Here is a 16,811-nt window from a genome sequence, read left to right as displayed (position 1 = left end):
TAATGTGTCTGATACACCGCTATCGCGAGCAAGCTCGCTCCCACTGGTTTTGCGGTATTAGTGAAAATCCCGGCTCCGCACAGTGATGCCATCGAGCAACAAACTCAGGTCACTCAAGCGTCCGGCAATCAAATGCCGGACCTCCCCCTCCTTCTCCCATCGCCCATCGACCTTGAGCAACTGCGAGCCGACCAACACCTGGCGCTGCCGCTCGGCCAGGTCGCGCCACACCACCACGTTGACGTTGCCGAACTCGTCCTCAAGGGTGACGAAGGTCACGCCGCTGGCGGTGGCCGGGCGTTGTCGGCCGGTGACCAGCCCGGCGATGCTGACCGGCCGACCGTGCTCGACGTCCAGCAATTCCTTCGAACTGCGGCAGCGCCGGGCCTTCAACTCTCCGCGCAACAGGGCCAGCGGATGTGGCCCGAGGGTGGTGCCGACACTGGTGTAATCGGCTTGCAGGTCCTCGCCCACGGTGGGCTTTGGCAATGACACCGCGTCCTCCTCCTGGCTCGGCAGGCCGGCGAACAAACCCAGCTGCTTTTGTACCCCGGCCACTTCCCAGCGTGCCCGATGCCGGTCGCCAGCCAGGCCACGCAACGCGCCGGCATCGGCCAGTTGCTCCTGGGCGCGGGCATCGAGTCGTGCCCGTTCGCCGAGGTCGGCGATGTCGGCGATGTCGGCAAACGCACCTTTCGAGCGTGCCGCCTCGATGCGTCGGGCATCGTCCTCGCGAAAACCCTTGATCATGCGTAGCCCCAAGCGAATCGCCGGTTGCGCACCGGCGATCGGCTCCAGGCTGCAATCCCAGTCACTGGCGCGCACGTCCACCGGGCGAACCTGCAAATGATGACGCCGAACGTCCTGCAGAATCTGGTCCGGGCTGTAGAACCCCATCGGCCAACTGTTGATCAGCGCACAGGCGAAGGCCGCCGGCTCGTGGCATTTCAACCAGCAACTGGCGTAGGTCAGCAAGGCAAAACTGGCCGCGTGGGACTCGGGAAAACCGTAGCTGCCAAAGCCCTTGATCTGCTCGAAGATCTGCGCGGCGAATTCGGCGGTGTAGCCGTTTTTTTTCATCCCGGCGGCCAGCCGCTCCTTGTGTGGTTCGAGCCCGCCGTGGCGTTTCCAGGCGGCCATGGAGCGACGTAGCTGATCGGCCTCGCCGGGGCTGTAGTCGGCGGCGACGATGGCGATCTGCATCACCTGTTCCTGAAACAGCGGCACGCCGAGGGTGCGCTTGAGTACCACTTCCAGTTCCGGTGACGGATAGGCCTCCGGTTCTTCCTTGTTCCGTCGCCGCAGGTACGGATGCACCATGCCACCCTGGATCGGCCCCGGCCGAACGATGGCGACCTCGATCACCAGGTCGTAAAACGTCTTCGGCCTGAGCCTCGGCAGCATCGACATCTGCGCCCGGGATTCGATCTGGAACACGCCGATGGTGTCGGCCCGACCGATCATTTCGTAGGTGGCCGCATCTTCGGACGGGATGGTCGCCAGGCTCAGGTCCAGCCCCCTATGTCGGCGCAGCAGATCGAAACATCGGCGAATCGCGCTGAGCATGCCCAGCGCCAGAATATCGACCTTGAGCAAACCGACTGCATCGAGGTCATCCTTATCCCACTGGATGATGGTGCGCTCGGCCATGGCGGCATTTTCCACCGGCACCAGACTGTCCAGCGGCTGCTCGGAAATCACGAAACCACCGGGGTGCTGGGACAAATGCCGGGGGAAGCCGATCAACTGCCCCGTCAGGCTCAGCACCCGGTACAGCACCGGGCTCTCGGGGTCGAACCCGCCCTCGCGCAGACGCTCCACGGGCGGTGTTTCATCGCTCCAGTGACCGCAGCAATCGGCCAGGGCGTTGATCTGGTCCGGCGGCAAGCCCAAGGCCTTGGCCACATCGCGCACCGCACCGGCCGCATGGTAAGTGCTGACTACCGCCGTCAACGCGGCCCGGGCCCGGCCATAGCGCTGGAATACGTACTGCAAGACTTCCTCGCGGCGTTCATGCTCGAAATCGACGTCGATGTCCGGCGGTTCATTGCGCTCTTTGGAGAGAAAACGCTCGAACAACAGTGTGGTGCGATCCGGGTCGATTTCGGTGATCCCCAGAGCGAAGCACACTGCCGAGTTGGCGGCAGAACCACGACCCTGACAAAGAATCTGTTGCTGACGGGCAAAGCGGACGATGTCGTGGACCGTCAGGAAATAGCTTTCATAGCCCAGCTCCGCGATCAGTTGCAGCTCCTTGTCGATCTGCACCAGCACTTCGCTTTTCGGCCCTGTTGGCCAGCGCCACTCGATGCCTTCCTCGGTCAAATGACGCAGCCACGAGGTGGCCGAGTGCCCTTGCGGCACCAGTTCGCGGGGGTACTGGTAACGCAACTGGCCAAGATCAAAGGTGCAGCGCCGGGCGATGTTCAGCGTTTCTGCCAGCAAGTCTGGCGGATAAAGTGCCTGCAGCACGTCGAGGCTGCGCAGATGGCGTTCGCCGTTGGGGTGCAGGCGCAACCCGGCATCGGCCACCGGCAGGTGATGACGGATCGCGGTCATGGTGTCCTGCAAGGCGCGCCGGCCGCGCGCGTGCATGTGCACATCGCCACTGGCCACGGGCGCAATGCGCAACTCCCTGGCCAGGCTCAGCAGATCGTTCAGGCGCTGGGCATCGTCCTGGCCGCGATGCAACTGCACCGCCAGCCACAGGCGCTCGGCGAAGACCTGTTTGAGCCAGCGGCCCTGTTCAAAGGCATCGACAGCGTCCGGCACCCACAACGCCAGCAATCCCGGCAAGGGTTCGCTGAAGTCTTCGCGCAGCACCTGGTACTGACCTTTCTGCGTGCGGCGCCGGGCGCGGGTGATCAATCGGCACAGCGCCTGATAGCCTTCGAGGCTCTCCACCAGCAGCACCAGTTTCGGACCGTTCTCGATGCGTATTTCACTGCCGATGATCAGCGGCAACTCCACGGACTTCGCCGCTTGCCAGGCGCGAACGATGCCCGCCAGGGTGCATTCGTCGGTGATCGCCAGGGCTTGATAACCCTGCCTTTTCGCGCGCTGGAACAGTTCGAGGGCACTGGAGGCACCGCGCTGGAAGCTGAAGTTCGACAGGCAGTGCAATTCGGCATAGTCGCTGCTCATGCGAACCAGCCCTGCAACCACAACGGGCCATCCTCACCGACCGCCCGGTAGGCCCAGCCCTGTTGGCCGGCACGGGTTTCGATCAGGTAATAGTCACGGCGTACGTCGTCGCCGTCCCACCAGCCGGACTCGATACGTTCCGGCCCCATGAGGATGCGCGCCGAGCCCTGATGCACCGCCAGCGGTTCAGTCAGCAGCCAGCCCGGCCGTTTCACCGCGGCCGGCACCGCGCAGGCCTGGCTGTCGGCACTGGCCTGCCACGCGCACTCGGGGCGGTGATCGGCCTGGAAGCGCAAGCCATGCACCGCGTCATCCCCCAGCCGTGCACGCAGGCGTTCGCGCAGTTGCTCCCAGGGTAAGGACTGCTGCGGGCGATCGTCGAACAGCTCCTGATGCTGGGGCACGAAGGTCGGCAAATCCTCGGCGCGCAGGCGAAAGCCGCGCACCGGCGCCTCGACCTGGACTTGTTCCAGCCGCCCCCGGGCCAGCTCGAAGAGCATCGCCGGATCGCGCTCGGCGCTGAGCAGGCCGACCTTGATCAGCGTATCCGGCAACCCGGCGTGTTCCAGATGCAGGTCGAAACGCTGTACGCCGCTGTCACGACCGCTGAGGAACGCCGACAGGTCGCCGGTCAACCGGCGCAACGGAAACAGCAAGGCTTGATGGGACTGCACATCGAAATTGAGCTCGATACGCACATCGAAGCGGTCCGGCGGCAGGTAAAACGCCAGCGCCAGCCGCCGCGACCCCGACAGGGCATCCAGATGTTTGAGCACCTGGGCCTCGAAACGCCGGGCCAGGCTATGCCGGGGTAACGCCTGCACCTGGCTCAAGGTGCGCAAGCCCATGCGCGACAAGGCCGTGGCGACCGGTGCTTCCAAGCCGATCCGGTCGACGGGCATTTGCCCCAGGTGATGCTGCAAGGCTTGATCGTCCGGGACCACCAGACCGTCATAGGTGTTGGCCAGCACTCGCGCCGCCACCGGGTTGGGCGCGGCCACGATGCGGTGCCGAAACCCCAGTTCGCCGAGCTCACGGCGCAGAAGCGCTTCGAATTGCGGCCAGGCGCCGAACAGGCCGAGGCTGGATTCGATCTCGAACACCACGGCCCGGGGGTAATGCACGCTGACCTGGGAACTGAAGCGATAGGCCCAGGCGGCGAGAAACTGCTGCCAGTGTTCGATTTCAGCGGCGTCGTATTCAGCCGTGACAAAGCCTTTGCTCAAGGCCTGTGCCGCGCTCATGGACTGGCCGGGACTCAACCCCAGCGCCCGCGCCGCGCCGTTGACGGCCTGCAGCACCCGGCGCTGGGCCGGGCCGGTCAGCAACGCCAGGGGTTCATCGGGACCGGCGCGCTGACGCAGTACCGCGTCCAGCGCCAATTGCGGGAAAAGAATACAGACCCAGCGCATGGCAACCTCAATGCCCCACGGCGAAGGCAATCGGCGCCGAACGGGCCAGGCCGCCGCGGCACTTGAGCACGCGCAGTTGTGCCGGTCGGGCATCGATGGCAATGCGCAGGGCCGCCGGCGAAGGGTTGATCGCTTCACCGAGGGGACGATAGGCGAAGGCCAGGGTCTGGCCGGTTTCCGCCGCCACCTGCAAGCGGCGCAAGGCGCGGTCATCGGCCTTGTGCGGCCAGCACAGCACCGCGCCGCAACTGCCCGAGCGCAGGCATTGTTCCGCGGCCCACAGCGCATCGCGCTCACTGGCCTGAATGATCGACAACTGACGCAGATCGACCCCGGCGCCCTGCCACGCCTGGGGATACGGCACATAAGGCGGCGCCACCAGCACGATACGCTCGCCCGCCGCCGACAACCGTGCCAGCGTCGGCCACACCAGTTGCAACTCGCCCACGCCCTGCCCGGCCAACAGGATCTCCGTCAGCGCCGCCTCCGGCCAGCCACCGCTGGGCAATGCGGCGTCCAGCGCGGCATGCCCGGTGGGTTGCGGGCTGGCGGCCGGTGGCGCAGGCCGGCCCTTCCAGACCTGGCCGCCATTGAACAGCGTATCCAGCGCAACGACGGCGCCCATCAGCCTTGCCTCACCAGACCACAGAACACACCTTCTATGGCCAGGTCCCGGTCGGCCTCGACAATGATCGGCTGGTAGGCCGGGTTGCGTGGCAGCAGGCGAACCACATCGCCGACCCGCTCAAAGCGCTTGATGGTGACTTCGCCGTCGAGCCGCGCCACGACGATCTGGCCATTAACGGCCTCGGGGCTGCGGTGCACGCCCACCAGGTCGCCGTCGAGAATGCCGTCCTCGATCATCGAATCACCCAGCACCCGCAACATGTAGTCCGGCACCCGCGAGAAGATCGACGGATCGAGCAGCAAGCGGCTATGGATTTGCGCATCGACACCGATCGGCGCACCGGCCGCCACCCGGCCGAGTACCGGGATGTCCAGCAACTCGGGACGCGGCGGCTGCCCGAGCAGGCGAATGCCCCGGGCCTGATGCGGGTTGACCTCGATAAACCCGGCTTCGGTCAGCGCCAGCACATGCTTGCGCGCCACGCTGCGGGAGGCGAAACCGAACGCCTCGCTGATTTCAGCGAGGCTCGGAGGCTGACCGTGCTCGGCGATGCGATCGCGGATAAAGGTCAGGATGGCGGTACGGCGGGGAGTCAGAGTCGTCATGGAGTACACTTGTACTCTTTTGGCTTTTTCCTGGCAAGGACTTGTAGGAGCAGCCGGTCGACGCTCGATTGCTCGCGATAAGGCCAGCACAGTCAAATGTCAGTCCGCTATCGCGAGCAGGCTCGCTCCTACAGGGGTGAGTTGTGCCAGGTAGGCCCACGGATAACCCCCCCCCGCTCATGCCCATCGCTGAAGACCAGTTGCAGGCCATACCCTTGCGGGTTCAGTTCGATCACCCGAACCTGCGCATCAACCCGCCAAATCTTCCAGCGCCGTGACGGCACCGGCAGGCAAGTACATCGCAGTAGCTCCAACGCCTGATCCAGCGCTTCGAAGAACCGCTCCAGGTCACTGGTTTTCCATCAGCTCAAAGCGCTTAATCGCGCCTACGATTTTTTCAACGTCACTGTCTGTCAAATGATGGTGGCAAGGAAGAGTGAGCATTTCTCGGGACAAGCGCTCGGTATTGGGCAAAACAACCTGAGCTTGGCTCTTCAACCAAGCTTCTTGCCAATGAATAGGTGTCGGATAATGAACAGCCGCTTGGATATCATTTTCGGCCAGGTAGCTTTGTAACCTGTCTCGGTGCTTCGACTGCACCACATAGTGATAGTAAGACCCACCGGGCTTGCCACCACCAAGGTCTACCGCCGTCGCTGTCTCGCTAAGGGCCTGATCATAGAAAGCAGCGATTTCCCGTCGCCGCTTCAACCATTGGTCTAAATACTGGGCCTTGATGTTGAGGGCTGACGCCTGCAACGAATCGAGGCGCGAATTGATTCCGAACAACACTGATTCATTGCGCGTTTCCAACCCGTGATTACGTGCCCTCCTGGCATATTCGGCAATCTTCGGATGGGTCGTCACCAGAACCCCACCATCTCCCAAGCCACCGAGTGTCTTCAGTGGATGCATGGAAAAGGCTGATGCATCGCCACGAGTGCCCACTTGATGCCCGTCAAGGGTAGTGCCGATAGCCTGGGCGCAGTCTTCGATTACCGCCACATGGCGAGAACGGCACAAGTCGATTATCGCGTCGATATTCATTGGACGGCCGCGCAGGTAAACCGGTATGACTGCTTTCGTCCGGGCATTCATGAGAGGCTCGATGGTATCGGCATTTATGAGTTCATCATCGCCCACATCTGCCAGAACGGGTGTGGCGCCAGCGGCAACTATTGCCCCCACCGTCGCGACGAAGGTGTTTGCACAGGTGATGACTTCATCGCCGGGCCCTATTCCGAGAGCCCGCATCGCCAGAAGCAAAGCGTCGGTGCCTGAATTGAGGGAAATGGCATGAGCCCTGTTGCAACGCTCGGACATCCATGCTTCGAACCTCGTGACTTCCTCGCCAAGCACAAAGTCTCCCGTCACCAAAAGCTCCTGCCAACGTTGAAAAATCAGGGCTGAAAGATCTTGGGCCTGCTCTTGCACGTTATTGCACTTGATCATTTTGAGCACTCCTTGGCATGAGCGTAAAGGCCGCCAAAACAATGAACAGGGTACCCACTGCACTGAGGATTGCCGTGAGGGAAAGGGTCTGGGAGTAACCAATCAGCCCGCCGACGATTCCGCTTCCAAGATAAATAAAGGGGTGCAGGCCACTGGTAAAAAACGTATCGACTGCCACCACTTTACCGAGGTCCTTCTCGGGAGACAGTGTCTGCATCGCGGTGGCCCATCCCGTCAACCAGGACGCTTCGACGATGCCCACGAAGGTCGCCCCCAGTATTGCCATCCAGGGTGCGCTTCCCATGCCGAGGAGAGCCATTGCGCCAGCCAGGAATAATCCACAGGTCACGGCAAGCCCCATCAGTCGTGCATGGCCGGAAGCGAGTACCGTGATGATTGATCCAATGCACGCGCCGAATCCCGAGGCGGCCAGACACACACCCCACATTTCTTCATTGAATCGATCGCTGATGGCATAGGGAGCGACGACCAGGAAAATCGGGAAACACAATACGTTCACCACGAGGGTGGCCGCGAAGCCCAGCAAAAGCTTGGAGTTGCCGGTAACGATGGCAATGCCATTGACCGCTTCTCGGATCGAGAACTCCTCCTCGAACTCATGGGGCTCCACATTAGGCAACATCGCCGTGTAAATGGCGGCGCAGAAGAATGTCAGACCATCGATCAATATGCCCCAGACCGGATCCCAGAAAATGATGAATACACCCAGCGTCGCGGGAAACAGCACAGCGACCAGGTTGTCGACAAAGTTCATCGCACCATTGCCTGCCACCAGTGCTTGCTTGGGCAGCAAATTGACGAGCAGTACCTGAGCGCACGGACGGGAAACCCCAATGCCGATACCAAATATCATGTAGGCAAAGACCAGGTACCACCAAGGCGTACCGGAGACGATCAGTGCCACTGCGGCCAGTTGCGCAAAACCCCTCGTCGTGTCGGTGTAAATCAGTACTTGCTTCGGCGACTTTCGATCCGCCAGCAAACCTCCGACCAAGGCCCCGATCACGGTTCCTACCCCGACTGCCGCCATAACAAAACCGAATACTTCTGCTCCGAAACCGGTCCGTATAAGCGCTATTGGCAGCGCGGCCAGACAAATAGCGTCGCCGGCCATCGAGAGACTCTGTCCAATGAGCAACTTGCGAAAAGACGAGACGCTCAGCGCTTCGGTATAAGGTGATAAGCGATCGGCAATTGAGATCATAAGTAATCCTCCTTGAGACCTATACTTGCGTCCTCATTTAAGTGCGTAGCGAGCTTCAATCCCCCTCGGCAGACTTCGAGTTCTCCTCGACCGAGAATCGAGACCTTGAGCCGCTGTCCGCGAAAGCGGTATATCGGTCGATACTTCATTGGCTGACCCTCCGCTTTCGCGAGCAGGCTCGCACACATCAGATTGGGGCGGTTTCGGGTGTGAGTTGTACCAGGTACGCCCGTGCCCACGGATAAATCCCCGTTCATGCCCATTGCTAAACACCTGTTGCAGGTCATCCCCCTGAGCGTGCCGCTCGATAACCCGCAGACGTAAAACCCCGCACTCCTTACTCGAACAAAACGGACGATCGAGAAACAAGGTCTACCGTTCGTCGCCTTTCTAAAAAAATTAGCATCTGAAAAAAATAAAAATCAATAAAAAAGTACAAAACGCACATTTACTCCTACAGAAATATTTTACTCAACGCAGCAAGATCATTTCTACTTGCCAAAAACTAAAATACAGATTCAAAAAGGAATTCCACAGTCCCGCGCTGTAAACCATCCACACTAAAACAAAACCAAACCGCCAAGGCTCCTAATATCATGTAGGACGCATCTTAAAAAGATGTAGGAACACCCCTACATCACAAAATCCTCTCACTTGCACCCAACACTAAAATCAACTAATCCTTGCAGCACCACTTAATATCAAGTGGCAAATACAACGAGTAAAAACAAAATGAAAAACAACGAACTTGGAACAGTGCTATTCAATTTTAGAAATGATGTTGGATCGAGCCTCAATCCGCAAGTCGCTGGTGGCTCCGGAAGTGCAGGAGGTTGCGGGGGCAGCGGTGGATGTGGTGGGGGTGGCGGATGCAGCGGTGGTAGTGGTGGGGGAAATGGTGGCTGTGGCGGTGCAGGAGGCACTGGCGGTGGTGGCACCGGTGGCTGTAGAGGTATGTAGTTGAAACAGATAGTAAAACTCTCTGCCAACTTTCAAAGTTAAAAGGATCTTTCAAAGTGAAAGGTCCTTTAGGATGAGATAAATGCAACTGATATTTTCAGAATTTGACATTATAAACCTACCAAATGAATCACTAATAATATCTACCGATGGAGCATCGAAAACCGATTCAAAAAAACTATTAATCGTACTGCAAGAGCTAAAAAAACAACAATCACCAAAAATATCAAAAGCACTATTCGACAAGGTGGTATCCGCCCAGAAACTACCACTAAAAGAAACTTATTCGTTCTTGAATTTCGCCATTGGACTAAAAAATCAACCATCGGAGATATACTTCAAAAAAGTATTAATAGCACATGACTGGAGCAACCGAGAAGAATTCGAAGCGATCATTGATCAAGAGGTAAAATTCGATCACGAAATAGTGAACGATATAGACTCCTTAATTGACCGAGCCAGAGGCAATGCACTTCTAATTAAAATAATTTGCATGCAATACAACTACTCAAAACTTAAAGATCTATACTTTTGTTTAGCAGACTCGTCTCCGAGCAGTGCCATCTCAATAGCGTACTTAAGCGGAGATGTTTTTCGTATAAGTCAACCATACATCCCAAGCATTGGAAACCCCTGCCATTTTTGCCTTGTAGAAAGGCAATTGAATTATGAAAAATTCAACGAAAGTCGAAATTCCTGGTCTGCCTTGTTGAATTTTTGTGTTGACCGAAACATTACGATACCTGCGCCAAACCTAAGCTTATTGCAGAGAAATCTTGCATTAGGTGCTCTGACAAAAAAAATAAAACTCCATACGGAGCATAATCAAGGCTTCAGATACCAAGACAACTCTCTTTCATCAATGACTGTAGATTTAAACAGCGGGCTGATTACGGAAGAATTGAGCCCTCACTGGCATTCCTGTACCTGCCTGAGATCTAAATATGAAAAATATTCCACATGATTACTATCTGAAATTCCTCGATCAGAAAGTCATCGAGGACACCTTGGAATTCCACAACAAAGGCAACTTCACCATCCATGACTGCGTTCAAAACATTTCCTTACTGCACAACCTTCCACCACAGCTACTTTCAGATCTAACAGGTAACGAACTGCAATTATATCCCGATATGGATATCACTACGAAAGGGGTGACACTCGAAGCACTAGAGCCTACAAGCCCTTTGCATCGAAATCAATCATGCGACTTTTTCGACGATCGAGACATAACATTCAAGTCAATAAAACAATTAATCAGCCCACTATTAAGAATTGGCGAAAACACTTACAAAAGAGGATACCCTAGTGCAGGAGCACTATATTCAGTAGAGGTATTCTGCTGCTCCCTATCACCTAAAAACACATGGCCGCACCCTGAAAAAATCTTACACCTACTGCCACATTCAAGAAAATTTGAAATATTACAGGACAGTTCCGACGTCAGCCTAATAAAAGAAGCCATTTTGCCCAAGGGGAGCAAAGTTGGCACCCCTGGAATAGCTATAATTTATGTAATGTATATGCCGAAAACGTTATTCAAGTATCGTTATCGCGGATACAGGCTAGCACTAATGGAAACCGGATCAATGTATATGCTAGTTGATCTCCAATGCAAACAATTAAACCTCAAAAGTCGTCAATGGTCTGGATACACCGACAACATGCTATGCAAGGCCATGGGGTTAAACCCAACTCTATTTTTTCCTGCATGCGTACACTTGATAGGAGGCTAAATTGAAAATTTCAAGTTACAGCAATGATCCCTCACTACCTGCGGAAATGTGGTGCCAACCCCCATGTATTTTCGACTTCCCTTTTTGCACGGAGATTGGTGATCAATGGAATTCAATAGGCTCAGGAATTGGCACAAGTTCAACATCAATAAAAACAGCTCTAGGTGAATACTTCGAGAGGCGTCACTTCTATTTAGAAATATTACCCGACAGCATTTCGACATTAGAGAATTCTCTCACGCCAAAAGAGGCCGAGAAATTCATTATAGCTTTCAGTCAAACTGCCATGAAAAACATAGACTTATCAAACCTTGCAAATCGCAAACTCGACATGAATTCAGCCATACGCATTTCTGATTTTTCATGCTGCTCAATTCCGACTGTATGTATCTCTCTGACCCACCATAACAGCGACGACGACAACATCTATCCAAGCCGTGACACTTGTGGATGCAGCTTTCACTGGAATCCCGAACTCGCCGTTCTTGGTTCAATTAAAGAATCACTAGAACGCCAATTTCTCACTCGATTCTGGCTAACCAAGCAATGTACAGGAACGATCAAACCGGCCGAGATATTAACCACAATAAAAACACTCCCCTCATATGGTCTATACAATGCACTTATAAAATCAGGACAACTATTAACAATTGACATTTCTGATGAAAATTTCCCAGGAGTTTGCTTGTTAACCGTTTATGGAAACAATGACCCAGATAGAAATGTTCACTACTGCGCAGGAATGTCTTACTCAGAAAATCGAGCAGAAGCATTGAACAAGTCTATTCTAGAGCTATGGCAAACATTTCGATTCATGAATTTATTCAGCGTTTTACACGGCAACCCGGACTCTCTTAAGGACTCCTATATCCGCCACTTCGTAAAGTGCAATCACTATAAAACGTTCGAAGAAATCACATCGCAATTAAATTACTATCCACATACTTCACACAACAAAAGCCCACCCTGCAAATTGGATACTGAAAACCTAATTAAATGCTTGAGAAACAAAAACCTCGAAGGATACCTCTATATAAAAACAACCAAAATAGATGGAGCCAACTACACATTCTGCAAATTCACTTCGCCATCATTATTTATGCACATGAATAATTCAGCAGACATAAACTTAATCAACGATTATTCAAGCTCCTTTCGCTTCGAAATATACAATGAAAGAAAAGAAACAATGGTTCCATTCCCATAGAGAAACCAATCATGACTAAAAATATTCTGCCCAGAGTTTTCTCCCTAACGTCCATATTCATAAAAGAACAATTAAAAGAACCCATCGCCTTGTTCTGGATCATGATATCACCTTGTGCGATGTTCTATTTTTTTGCAATAACCAGGCAAGACCCCAACTATTTTTCGAGCAATTACATTACGATTTCAGCATGGTTTTATGCCTACATCTCTTCAAGTGTCGCATTATTCGGATTCGCCTTTTACATAATCGGAAGAAGGGAAAGTGGATTCACCCGATCATTTATTTACTCCAAGGAATCGAAACTGATTTTTCTTTTATCGCACTTCATTGCCTACTCGCTAATATCGATATCTTATTGCGCAACCTTTTACTTAACGACCAAATTACCATTCGGAAACTACGATCTCAATGAACTACTGAATATCACACCACGCTTTTACATCTGCTTTATCATGTTTTGCGCGATCGGGGCTGTATTCTCATTATTACCGATCAACTTTCAGAACTCGAACACTTTGCTTTCCATTTTTTCGTTCTGCATGCTGATTCTCGGAGTAATGAGTGCCAGCAGATCAAACCCCATCACCGACACTTTGAACCTCGCAAACCCACTGACACTTGCAAGCCAGATAATGGAACAAGGTCTTGAATCCAACAAACTCATCACGACAGCAATAATTATTTTATTTATTTCAGTACTGCACAAAACCTTCAAACACCTAAGAATCAATCCCGTATGGAGTCGATACTGATGAAAAAATTCACGGCGCAGAGCATTGACTTCTCCTATACGGACAAGCCCCTCTTGACCCAGGCATCTCTTGAGGTTGCTCAAGGTGACATTGTCGGCATTCTGGGGCCCAATGGATCTGGAAAAACAACTTTTTTCGATATCGTCTGTGACCTTAAGAAAACAAAATCCGGCTTCATAAAAAACGACTTCAATCACTTTCTATACCTTTCTCAAATCATCTCCACTCCCCCACCACTGCGCATGCGTGACATTTTTAAAATGGTGACTGCGCTGTCATCAAGCGAACCTATGACACAAGAAAAGACCTTAAAAAAACTAAGCGCGTGGAGCCCTGCGATAGTTGACCGATACCAAGATATCTGGAACAAAAAATCATCGCTATGCAGCTACGGAGAGACACGCTGGTTCTTTACTCTGTCTCTTCTTTCAATTTCTGCAGACTTTGTGATTCTCGATGAACCTACTGCCGGCGTAGATCCAGAATTTCGTCGCTATATTTGGCAATGCCTTCACGGCGCCGCCAGGGAGGGCGCCGCTATTCTGGTTTCATCGCACAATGTTGATGAGGTAATTAACCATTGTGATTATTTTTATATGATTAGCCAGCAACGCTTCAATCGCTTTGCCAATGGTAGTGAGTTCATGCATCGGTATGGCGTAAAGACTGTGGACGATGCGTTTATCCGAGCCGTTACTGAACCTGTATTCGCAACATAAGCAACTGGAAGCGCACACGGGGGAGCTGCCGCAGACCGCGACAACTCCCGATAAGGAATGGAGTTCGATTCAGTCGGTAAGCCCAGCAAGATAAGCCCACGGATAAATCCCCCGCTCATGCCCGTCACTGAACACCAGCTGCAGTCCATACCCCTGCGAGTGCAATTCGATCACCTGAACCCGCTCATCCACCAACGGTACCATCCCCCGCAACCGAAACGCCCGGCATTGCGAGCACGGACACTGCCGACGCAGTTCGGCGTGCTCGAACACCTGTTCGCGCCCATCCGGCCAGTTCAGGCGCAACTGCTGTTTGCGGCGGGAATTGCCAATCGCCAGCGGGTTCATTGCAGTTGGCTCAAGGCAATGCGCACGGCCTTGCGCACTTCAGGGTCGCCGTCGTCTTGTGCGTGCTGCAATGCCGCAATGGCCCGTGGGTCGTTCAATTCGCCCAGGGCCAACGCGGCTTCCTTGCGCAGGTTGCTGATACGGTGGCTGAGGGTGTCGATCAGCGCTTGGAGCGCAGGTACAAAACGCAAGCGACCGAGGCTGCGGGTGGCGCGCAGGCGCACTTGCCAGTAATCGTCGCCCAAGGCGTCGATCAGGGCCGGGCCGGCGTCGAGGTGGCCGACCTTGCCCAGGGTGGTGGCGGCTTCTTCGCGGACTTGCCAGGCGTCGTCGCGCAAGGCCTGGCGCAGGGCCGGCAGCACCTGTGCGTCAGACGCAAGGCCCAAGGCCCCGGTGGCGGCACGCCGAACTTCAGTGTCCGGGTCCGTGCTGGCCAGTCGCGCCAGTGCCGGCAAGGCATCGAGTTGCTTGAGCCAGCCGAGCACGCCCACCGCCTCACGGCGCACGCTGGCGCTTTCATCGTCCAGTGCCCGGGCCGCCGCAGCGGCGGCATCGGGGCAACGCAACTCGCGCAACGCCCTGAACGCGGCAATGCGTACGCCGCTGTCGGCGTGCCCGGTCCACGGCAGGATGACCCGGCCCGCCGCTTCACTCTTGAGCAGGCTGAGACTTTGTGCAGCAGCCACCTGCACCGCCGGGGATGAATCCGTCAGGGCCTGGCACAACGCTTCGACCACCGGCTCGTCCTCCCAGGCTTCCAGCAGGCGTGCGGCTTCGGCGCGAACCTCTGCAATCGGGTCTTCGGCCAGTCGATCGATCAACCACAGCAGGCCGTCCGGCTCCTCGAGATCGGCCAGTTCGATCAGCGCGATCCGGCGTACACCGGGGTCGTCATCGGTCAGGCGCGGTTGCAGGGCAAGAATGTCGTCGTTATCGGTTACATCGAATAGTGAGGTCATAGGGCAAATCGCGGCAGTTTGTTTTCAGGGGGAAGTCCGAGCGGGTTCAGGCGCGGCAGTTGCCGACCGTCTTCGTGCCGCAGGAGTTCGAGGCAATGGCGCTTGAGGTGCGAGAATTCAGGGCGGGTCACCAGTTCCGTGCTGCGCGGCCGGGGGAAGTCCAGGCGCAGGTCTTCGATGATTCGCCCGGGGCGCGAGCTCATGACCAGCAGGCGATCGGCGAGGAACAGCGCTTCGTCGATGTCATGGGTGACAAACACCACGGTGGTGCGGATGCGCGTCCAGATGTCCAGCAGCAGTTCTTGCATGTTCAATCGGGTCAGGGCATCGAGGGCACCGAAGGGTTCGTCCATCAGCAACAGGCGCGGACGGTTGACCAGCACCCGGGCGATTTCCACCCGTTGCTGCATGCCGCCGGAGAGCTGGTCGGGCCAACGCCCGGCAAAACCTTCGAGGCCCACCAGGGCGAGGATTTCATCCGCCGCCTTGTGCCTCTCGGCTTTGCCGATGCCTTGCATTTTCAAACCGAACGCCACGTTGTCGCGCACCGTGCGCCACGGAAACAGCGTGTGCTGCTGGAACACCATGCCGCGTTGTGGCGATGGGCCCGACACCGGCGCGCCATCGACATTCAGCGTGCCGGTGCGCGGTTGCAGGTGGCCGGCCAGGGCGCCGAGCAAGGTCGATTTGCCGCAACCGGACGGCCCGAGAATGCATACGAACTGCCCCGGCTCGATCTGGCAGTCGAGTCCCTGCACAGCTTCGAAAGCAGTGTCGCCCTCGCCCAGGCTGATCGACAGCCCGCGAATATCGATACGCCCTTCCAGGTGTTGAAAAACGCTCATCAGGCTTTTCCTCGCGGTCGATGCCAAGGCGTGAACAACCCGCCCAGACGCTTGATCAACAGGCTGCTGCCCATTCCGAGCACGCCGATCAGCAACATGCCGACCACGATGTCGGCGTAGTTCTGGATGGTGTAGGACTCCCAGGTGTAATAGCCGATGCCGAATTGGCCGGAGATCATTTCCGCCGTCACCAGGCAGAACCACGAGGTGCCCATGCCGATGGCCAGGCCGGTGATGATGCTGGGCGCTGCGCCCGGCAGAACGACCTCCAGCAGGATTGCCCGGCGCCCTGCCCCGAGGCTTTTCGCCGAGGCGATCAGCCGTGGGTCGACGCCTTCGACGCCGTGCACGGTGTTGAGCAGGATCGGGAACAGTGCGCCGGTGAAGGTGATGAACACCATCGACAGCTCCGAGGAGGGAAACATCAGGATCGCCAGGGGAATCCATGCCACCGCCGGGATCGGCCGCAGCACTTCCAGGGGCGGCAGCAACAGATCTTCGGCCCATTTCGAGCGGCCGATGGCCAGACCCAAGGCCACGCCGATGATCAGCGCCGCGAGGTAACCGGCGAATACCCGGCCGAGGCTGCTGCCCAGGTGCTGCGCGAGTTTGCCCGAGTCGCCGAGGCCGAGGGCGGCTTCAATGACCGCCACGGGTGTCGGGACGTTGGCGAAGGTCACCAGGCCGAGGTTCCAGTGGTGGCTGGCGGCGAGTTGCCAGAATAGGAGGCAGAGCAGCAAGGATGCGGCTCTGGGGATCCAGCGTGAATAGGATCGGTACACAATTATTCCTCTGAACCCTGGACCCTGTGGGAGC

The 16,811-nt window shown here is 56.1% G+C and carries 15 protein-coding genes and 1 pseudogene; 5 read left to right on the top strand and 11 right to left on the bottom strand.

What is annotated here, in order from left to right; translation table 11 throughout:
• Positions 1–57: 57 nt before the first annotated feature.
• The 7 genes and pseudogenes from AC3IT6_RS12720 to AC3IT6_RS12690 all read right to left on the bottom strand — a co-directional run bounded on the left by AC3IT6_RS12720 (position 58) and on the right by AC3IT6_RS12690 (position 8,466).
• On the bottom strand, positions 58–3,165 hold the full coding sequence (locus AC3IT6_RS12720) for an error-prone DNA polymerase (RefSeq protein WP_489355950.1): 3,108 nt from the start codon (positions 3,163–3,165) through the stop codon (positions 58–60).
• Positions 3,141–4,556, bottom strand: coding sequence for a Y-family DNA polymerase (locus tag AC3IT6_RS12715; protein WP_489355948.1), 1,416 nt, complete (start codon positions 4,554–4,556; stop codon positions 3,141–3,143). The genes AC3IT6_RS12720 and AC3IT6_RS12715 overlap by 25 nt, the downstream gene beginning before the upstream one ends.
• A 7-nt stretch (positions 4,557–4,563) precedes the next feature.
• The gene (imuA, locus tag AC3IT6_RS12710; protein ID WP_056724376.1) at positions 4,564–5,181 is read right to left on the bottom strand and encodes a translesion DNA synthesis-associated protein ImuA; all 618 of its coding nucleotides are present in this window, start codon (positions 5,179–5,181) and stop codon (positions 4,564–4,566) included.
• Positions 5,181–5,798 (bottom strand): transcriptional repressor LexA, encoded by a 618-nt coding sequence (lexA, locus tag AC3IT6_RS12705; RefSeq protein WP_489355945.1) that lies wholly within the window; start codon positions 5,796–5,798, stop codon positions 5,181–5,183. Before lexA ends, imuA begins: the two co-directional genes overlap by 1 nt.
• Positions 5,799–5,888: 90 nt before the next feature.
• Positions 5,889–6,043 (bottom strand): annotated as a pseudogene (locus AC3IT6_RS12700) (gamma-butyrobetaine hydroxylase-like domain-containing protein); the annotation flags it as partial.
• 94 nt (positions 6,044–6,137) lie between these two features.
• Entirely contained in the window at positions 6,138–7,241 is a 1,104-nt protein-coding gene (locus AC3IT6_RS12695) for a DegT/DnrJ/EryC1/StrS family aminotransferase (protein ID WP_489355943.1), read from the bottom strand.
• Complete coding sequence (locus AC3IT6_RS12690; protein WP_489355941.1) at positions 7,225–8,466, bottom strand: MFS transporter; 1,242 nt, start codon at positions 8,464–8,466, stop codon at positions 7,225–7,227. The genes AC3IT6_RS12695 and AC3IT6_RS12690 overlap by 17 nt, the downstream gene beginning before the upstream one ends.
• A gap of 781 nt (positions 8,467–9,247) precedes the next feature.
• On the opposite strand from AC3IT6_RS12690, the gene AC3IT6_RS12685 reads away from it, so the two are divergent.
• The 5 genes from AC3IT6_RS12685 to AC3IT6_RS12665 all read left to right on the top strand — a co-directional run bounded on the left by AC3IT6_RS12685 (position 9,248) and on the right by AC3IT6_RS12665 (position 13,843).
• Positions 9,248–9,430, top strand: a complete 183-nt coding sequence (locus AC3IT6_RS12685; protein WP_489355939.1) for a hypothetical protein — start codon at positions 9,248–9,250, stop codon at positions 9,428–9,430.
• A 78-nt stretch (positions 9,431–9,508) separates the two neighbouring features.
• Positions 9,509–10,390 carry an McbB family protein gene (locus AC3IT6_RS12680; RefSeq protein ID WP_489355937.1) on the top strand — a complete coding sequence of 294 codons (882 nt, stop codon included), beginning with the start codon at positions 9,509–9,511 and terminating at the stop codon, positions 10,388–10,390.
• Entirely contained in the window at positions 10,371–11,162 is a 792-nt protein-coding gene (locus AC3IT6_RS12675) for a SagB/ThcOx family dehydrogenase (protein ID WP_489355935.1), read from the top strand. The genes AC3IT6_RS12680 and AC3IT6_RS12675 overlap by 20 nt, the downstream gene beginning before the upstream one ends.
• Position 11,163: 1 nt before the next feature.
• Positions 11,164–12,369, top strand: a complete 1,206-nt coding sequence (locus AC3IT6_RS12670; protein WP_489355932.1) for a YcaO-like family protein — start codon at positions 11,164–11,166, stop codon at positions 12,367–12,369.
• 754 nt (positions 12,370–13,123) lie between these two features.
• Positions 13,124–13,843 carry an AAA family ATPase gene (locus tag AC3IT6_RS12665; RefSeq protein WP_489355930.1) on the top strand — a complete coding sequence of 240 codons (720 nt, stop codon included), beginning with the start codon at positions 13,124–13,126 and terminating at the stop codon, positions 13,841–13,843.
• Positions 13,844–13,912: 69 nt separating this feature from the next.
• On the opposite strand, the gene AC3IT6_RS12660 is transcribed toward AC3IT6_RS12665, so the two are convergent.
• The 4 genes from AC3IT6_RS12660 to AC3IT6_RS12645 are packed head-to-tail and all read right to left on the bottom strand — an operon-like array spanning position 13,913 to position 16,777.
• The gene (locus AC3IT6_RS12660) at positions 13,913–14,191 is read right to left on the bottom strand and encodes a DUF971 domain-containing protein (RefSeq protein WP_489355928.1); all 279 of its coding nucleotides are present in this window, start codon (positions 14,189–14,191) and stop codon (positions 13,913–13,915) included.
• Positions 14,188–15,150, bottom strand: a complete 963-nt coding sequence (locus AC3IT6_RS12655; protein WP_489355926.1) for a HEAT repeat domain-containing protein — start codon at positions 15,148–15,150, stop codon at positions 14,188–14,190. The genes AC3IT6_RS12660 and AC3IT6_RS12655 overlap by 4 nt, the downstream gene beginning before the upstream one ends.
• Positions 15,147–15,995, bottom strand: a complete 849-nt coding sequence (locus AC3IT6_RS12650) for an ABC transporter ATP-binding protein (protein ID WP_489355924.1) — start codon at positions 15,993–15,995, stop codon at positions 15,147–15,149. The genes AC3IT6_RS12655 and AC3IT6_RS12650 overlap by 4 nt, the downstream gene beginning before the upstream one ends.
• The gene (locus AC3IT6_RS12645) at positions 15,995–16,777 is read right to left on the bottom strand and encodes an ABC transporter permease (protein ID WP_489355921.1); all 783 of its coding nucleotides are present in this window, start codon (positions 16,775–16,777) and stop codon (positions 15,995–15,997) included. Before AC3IT6_RS12645 ends, AC3IT6_RS12650 begins: the two co-directional genes overlap by 1 nt.
• Positions 16,778–16,811 lie beyond the last annotated feature (34 nt).

The sequence above is a fragment of the Pseudomonas sp. KH_017 genome (genome assembly GCF_057840285.1).
This window is presented reverse-complemented; position numbering and strand designations above follow the sequence as displayed.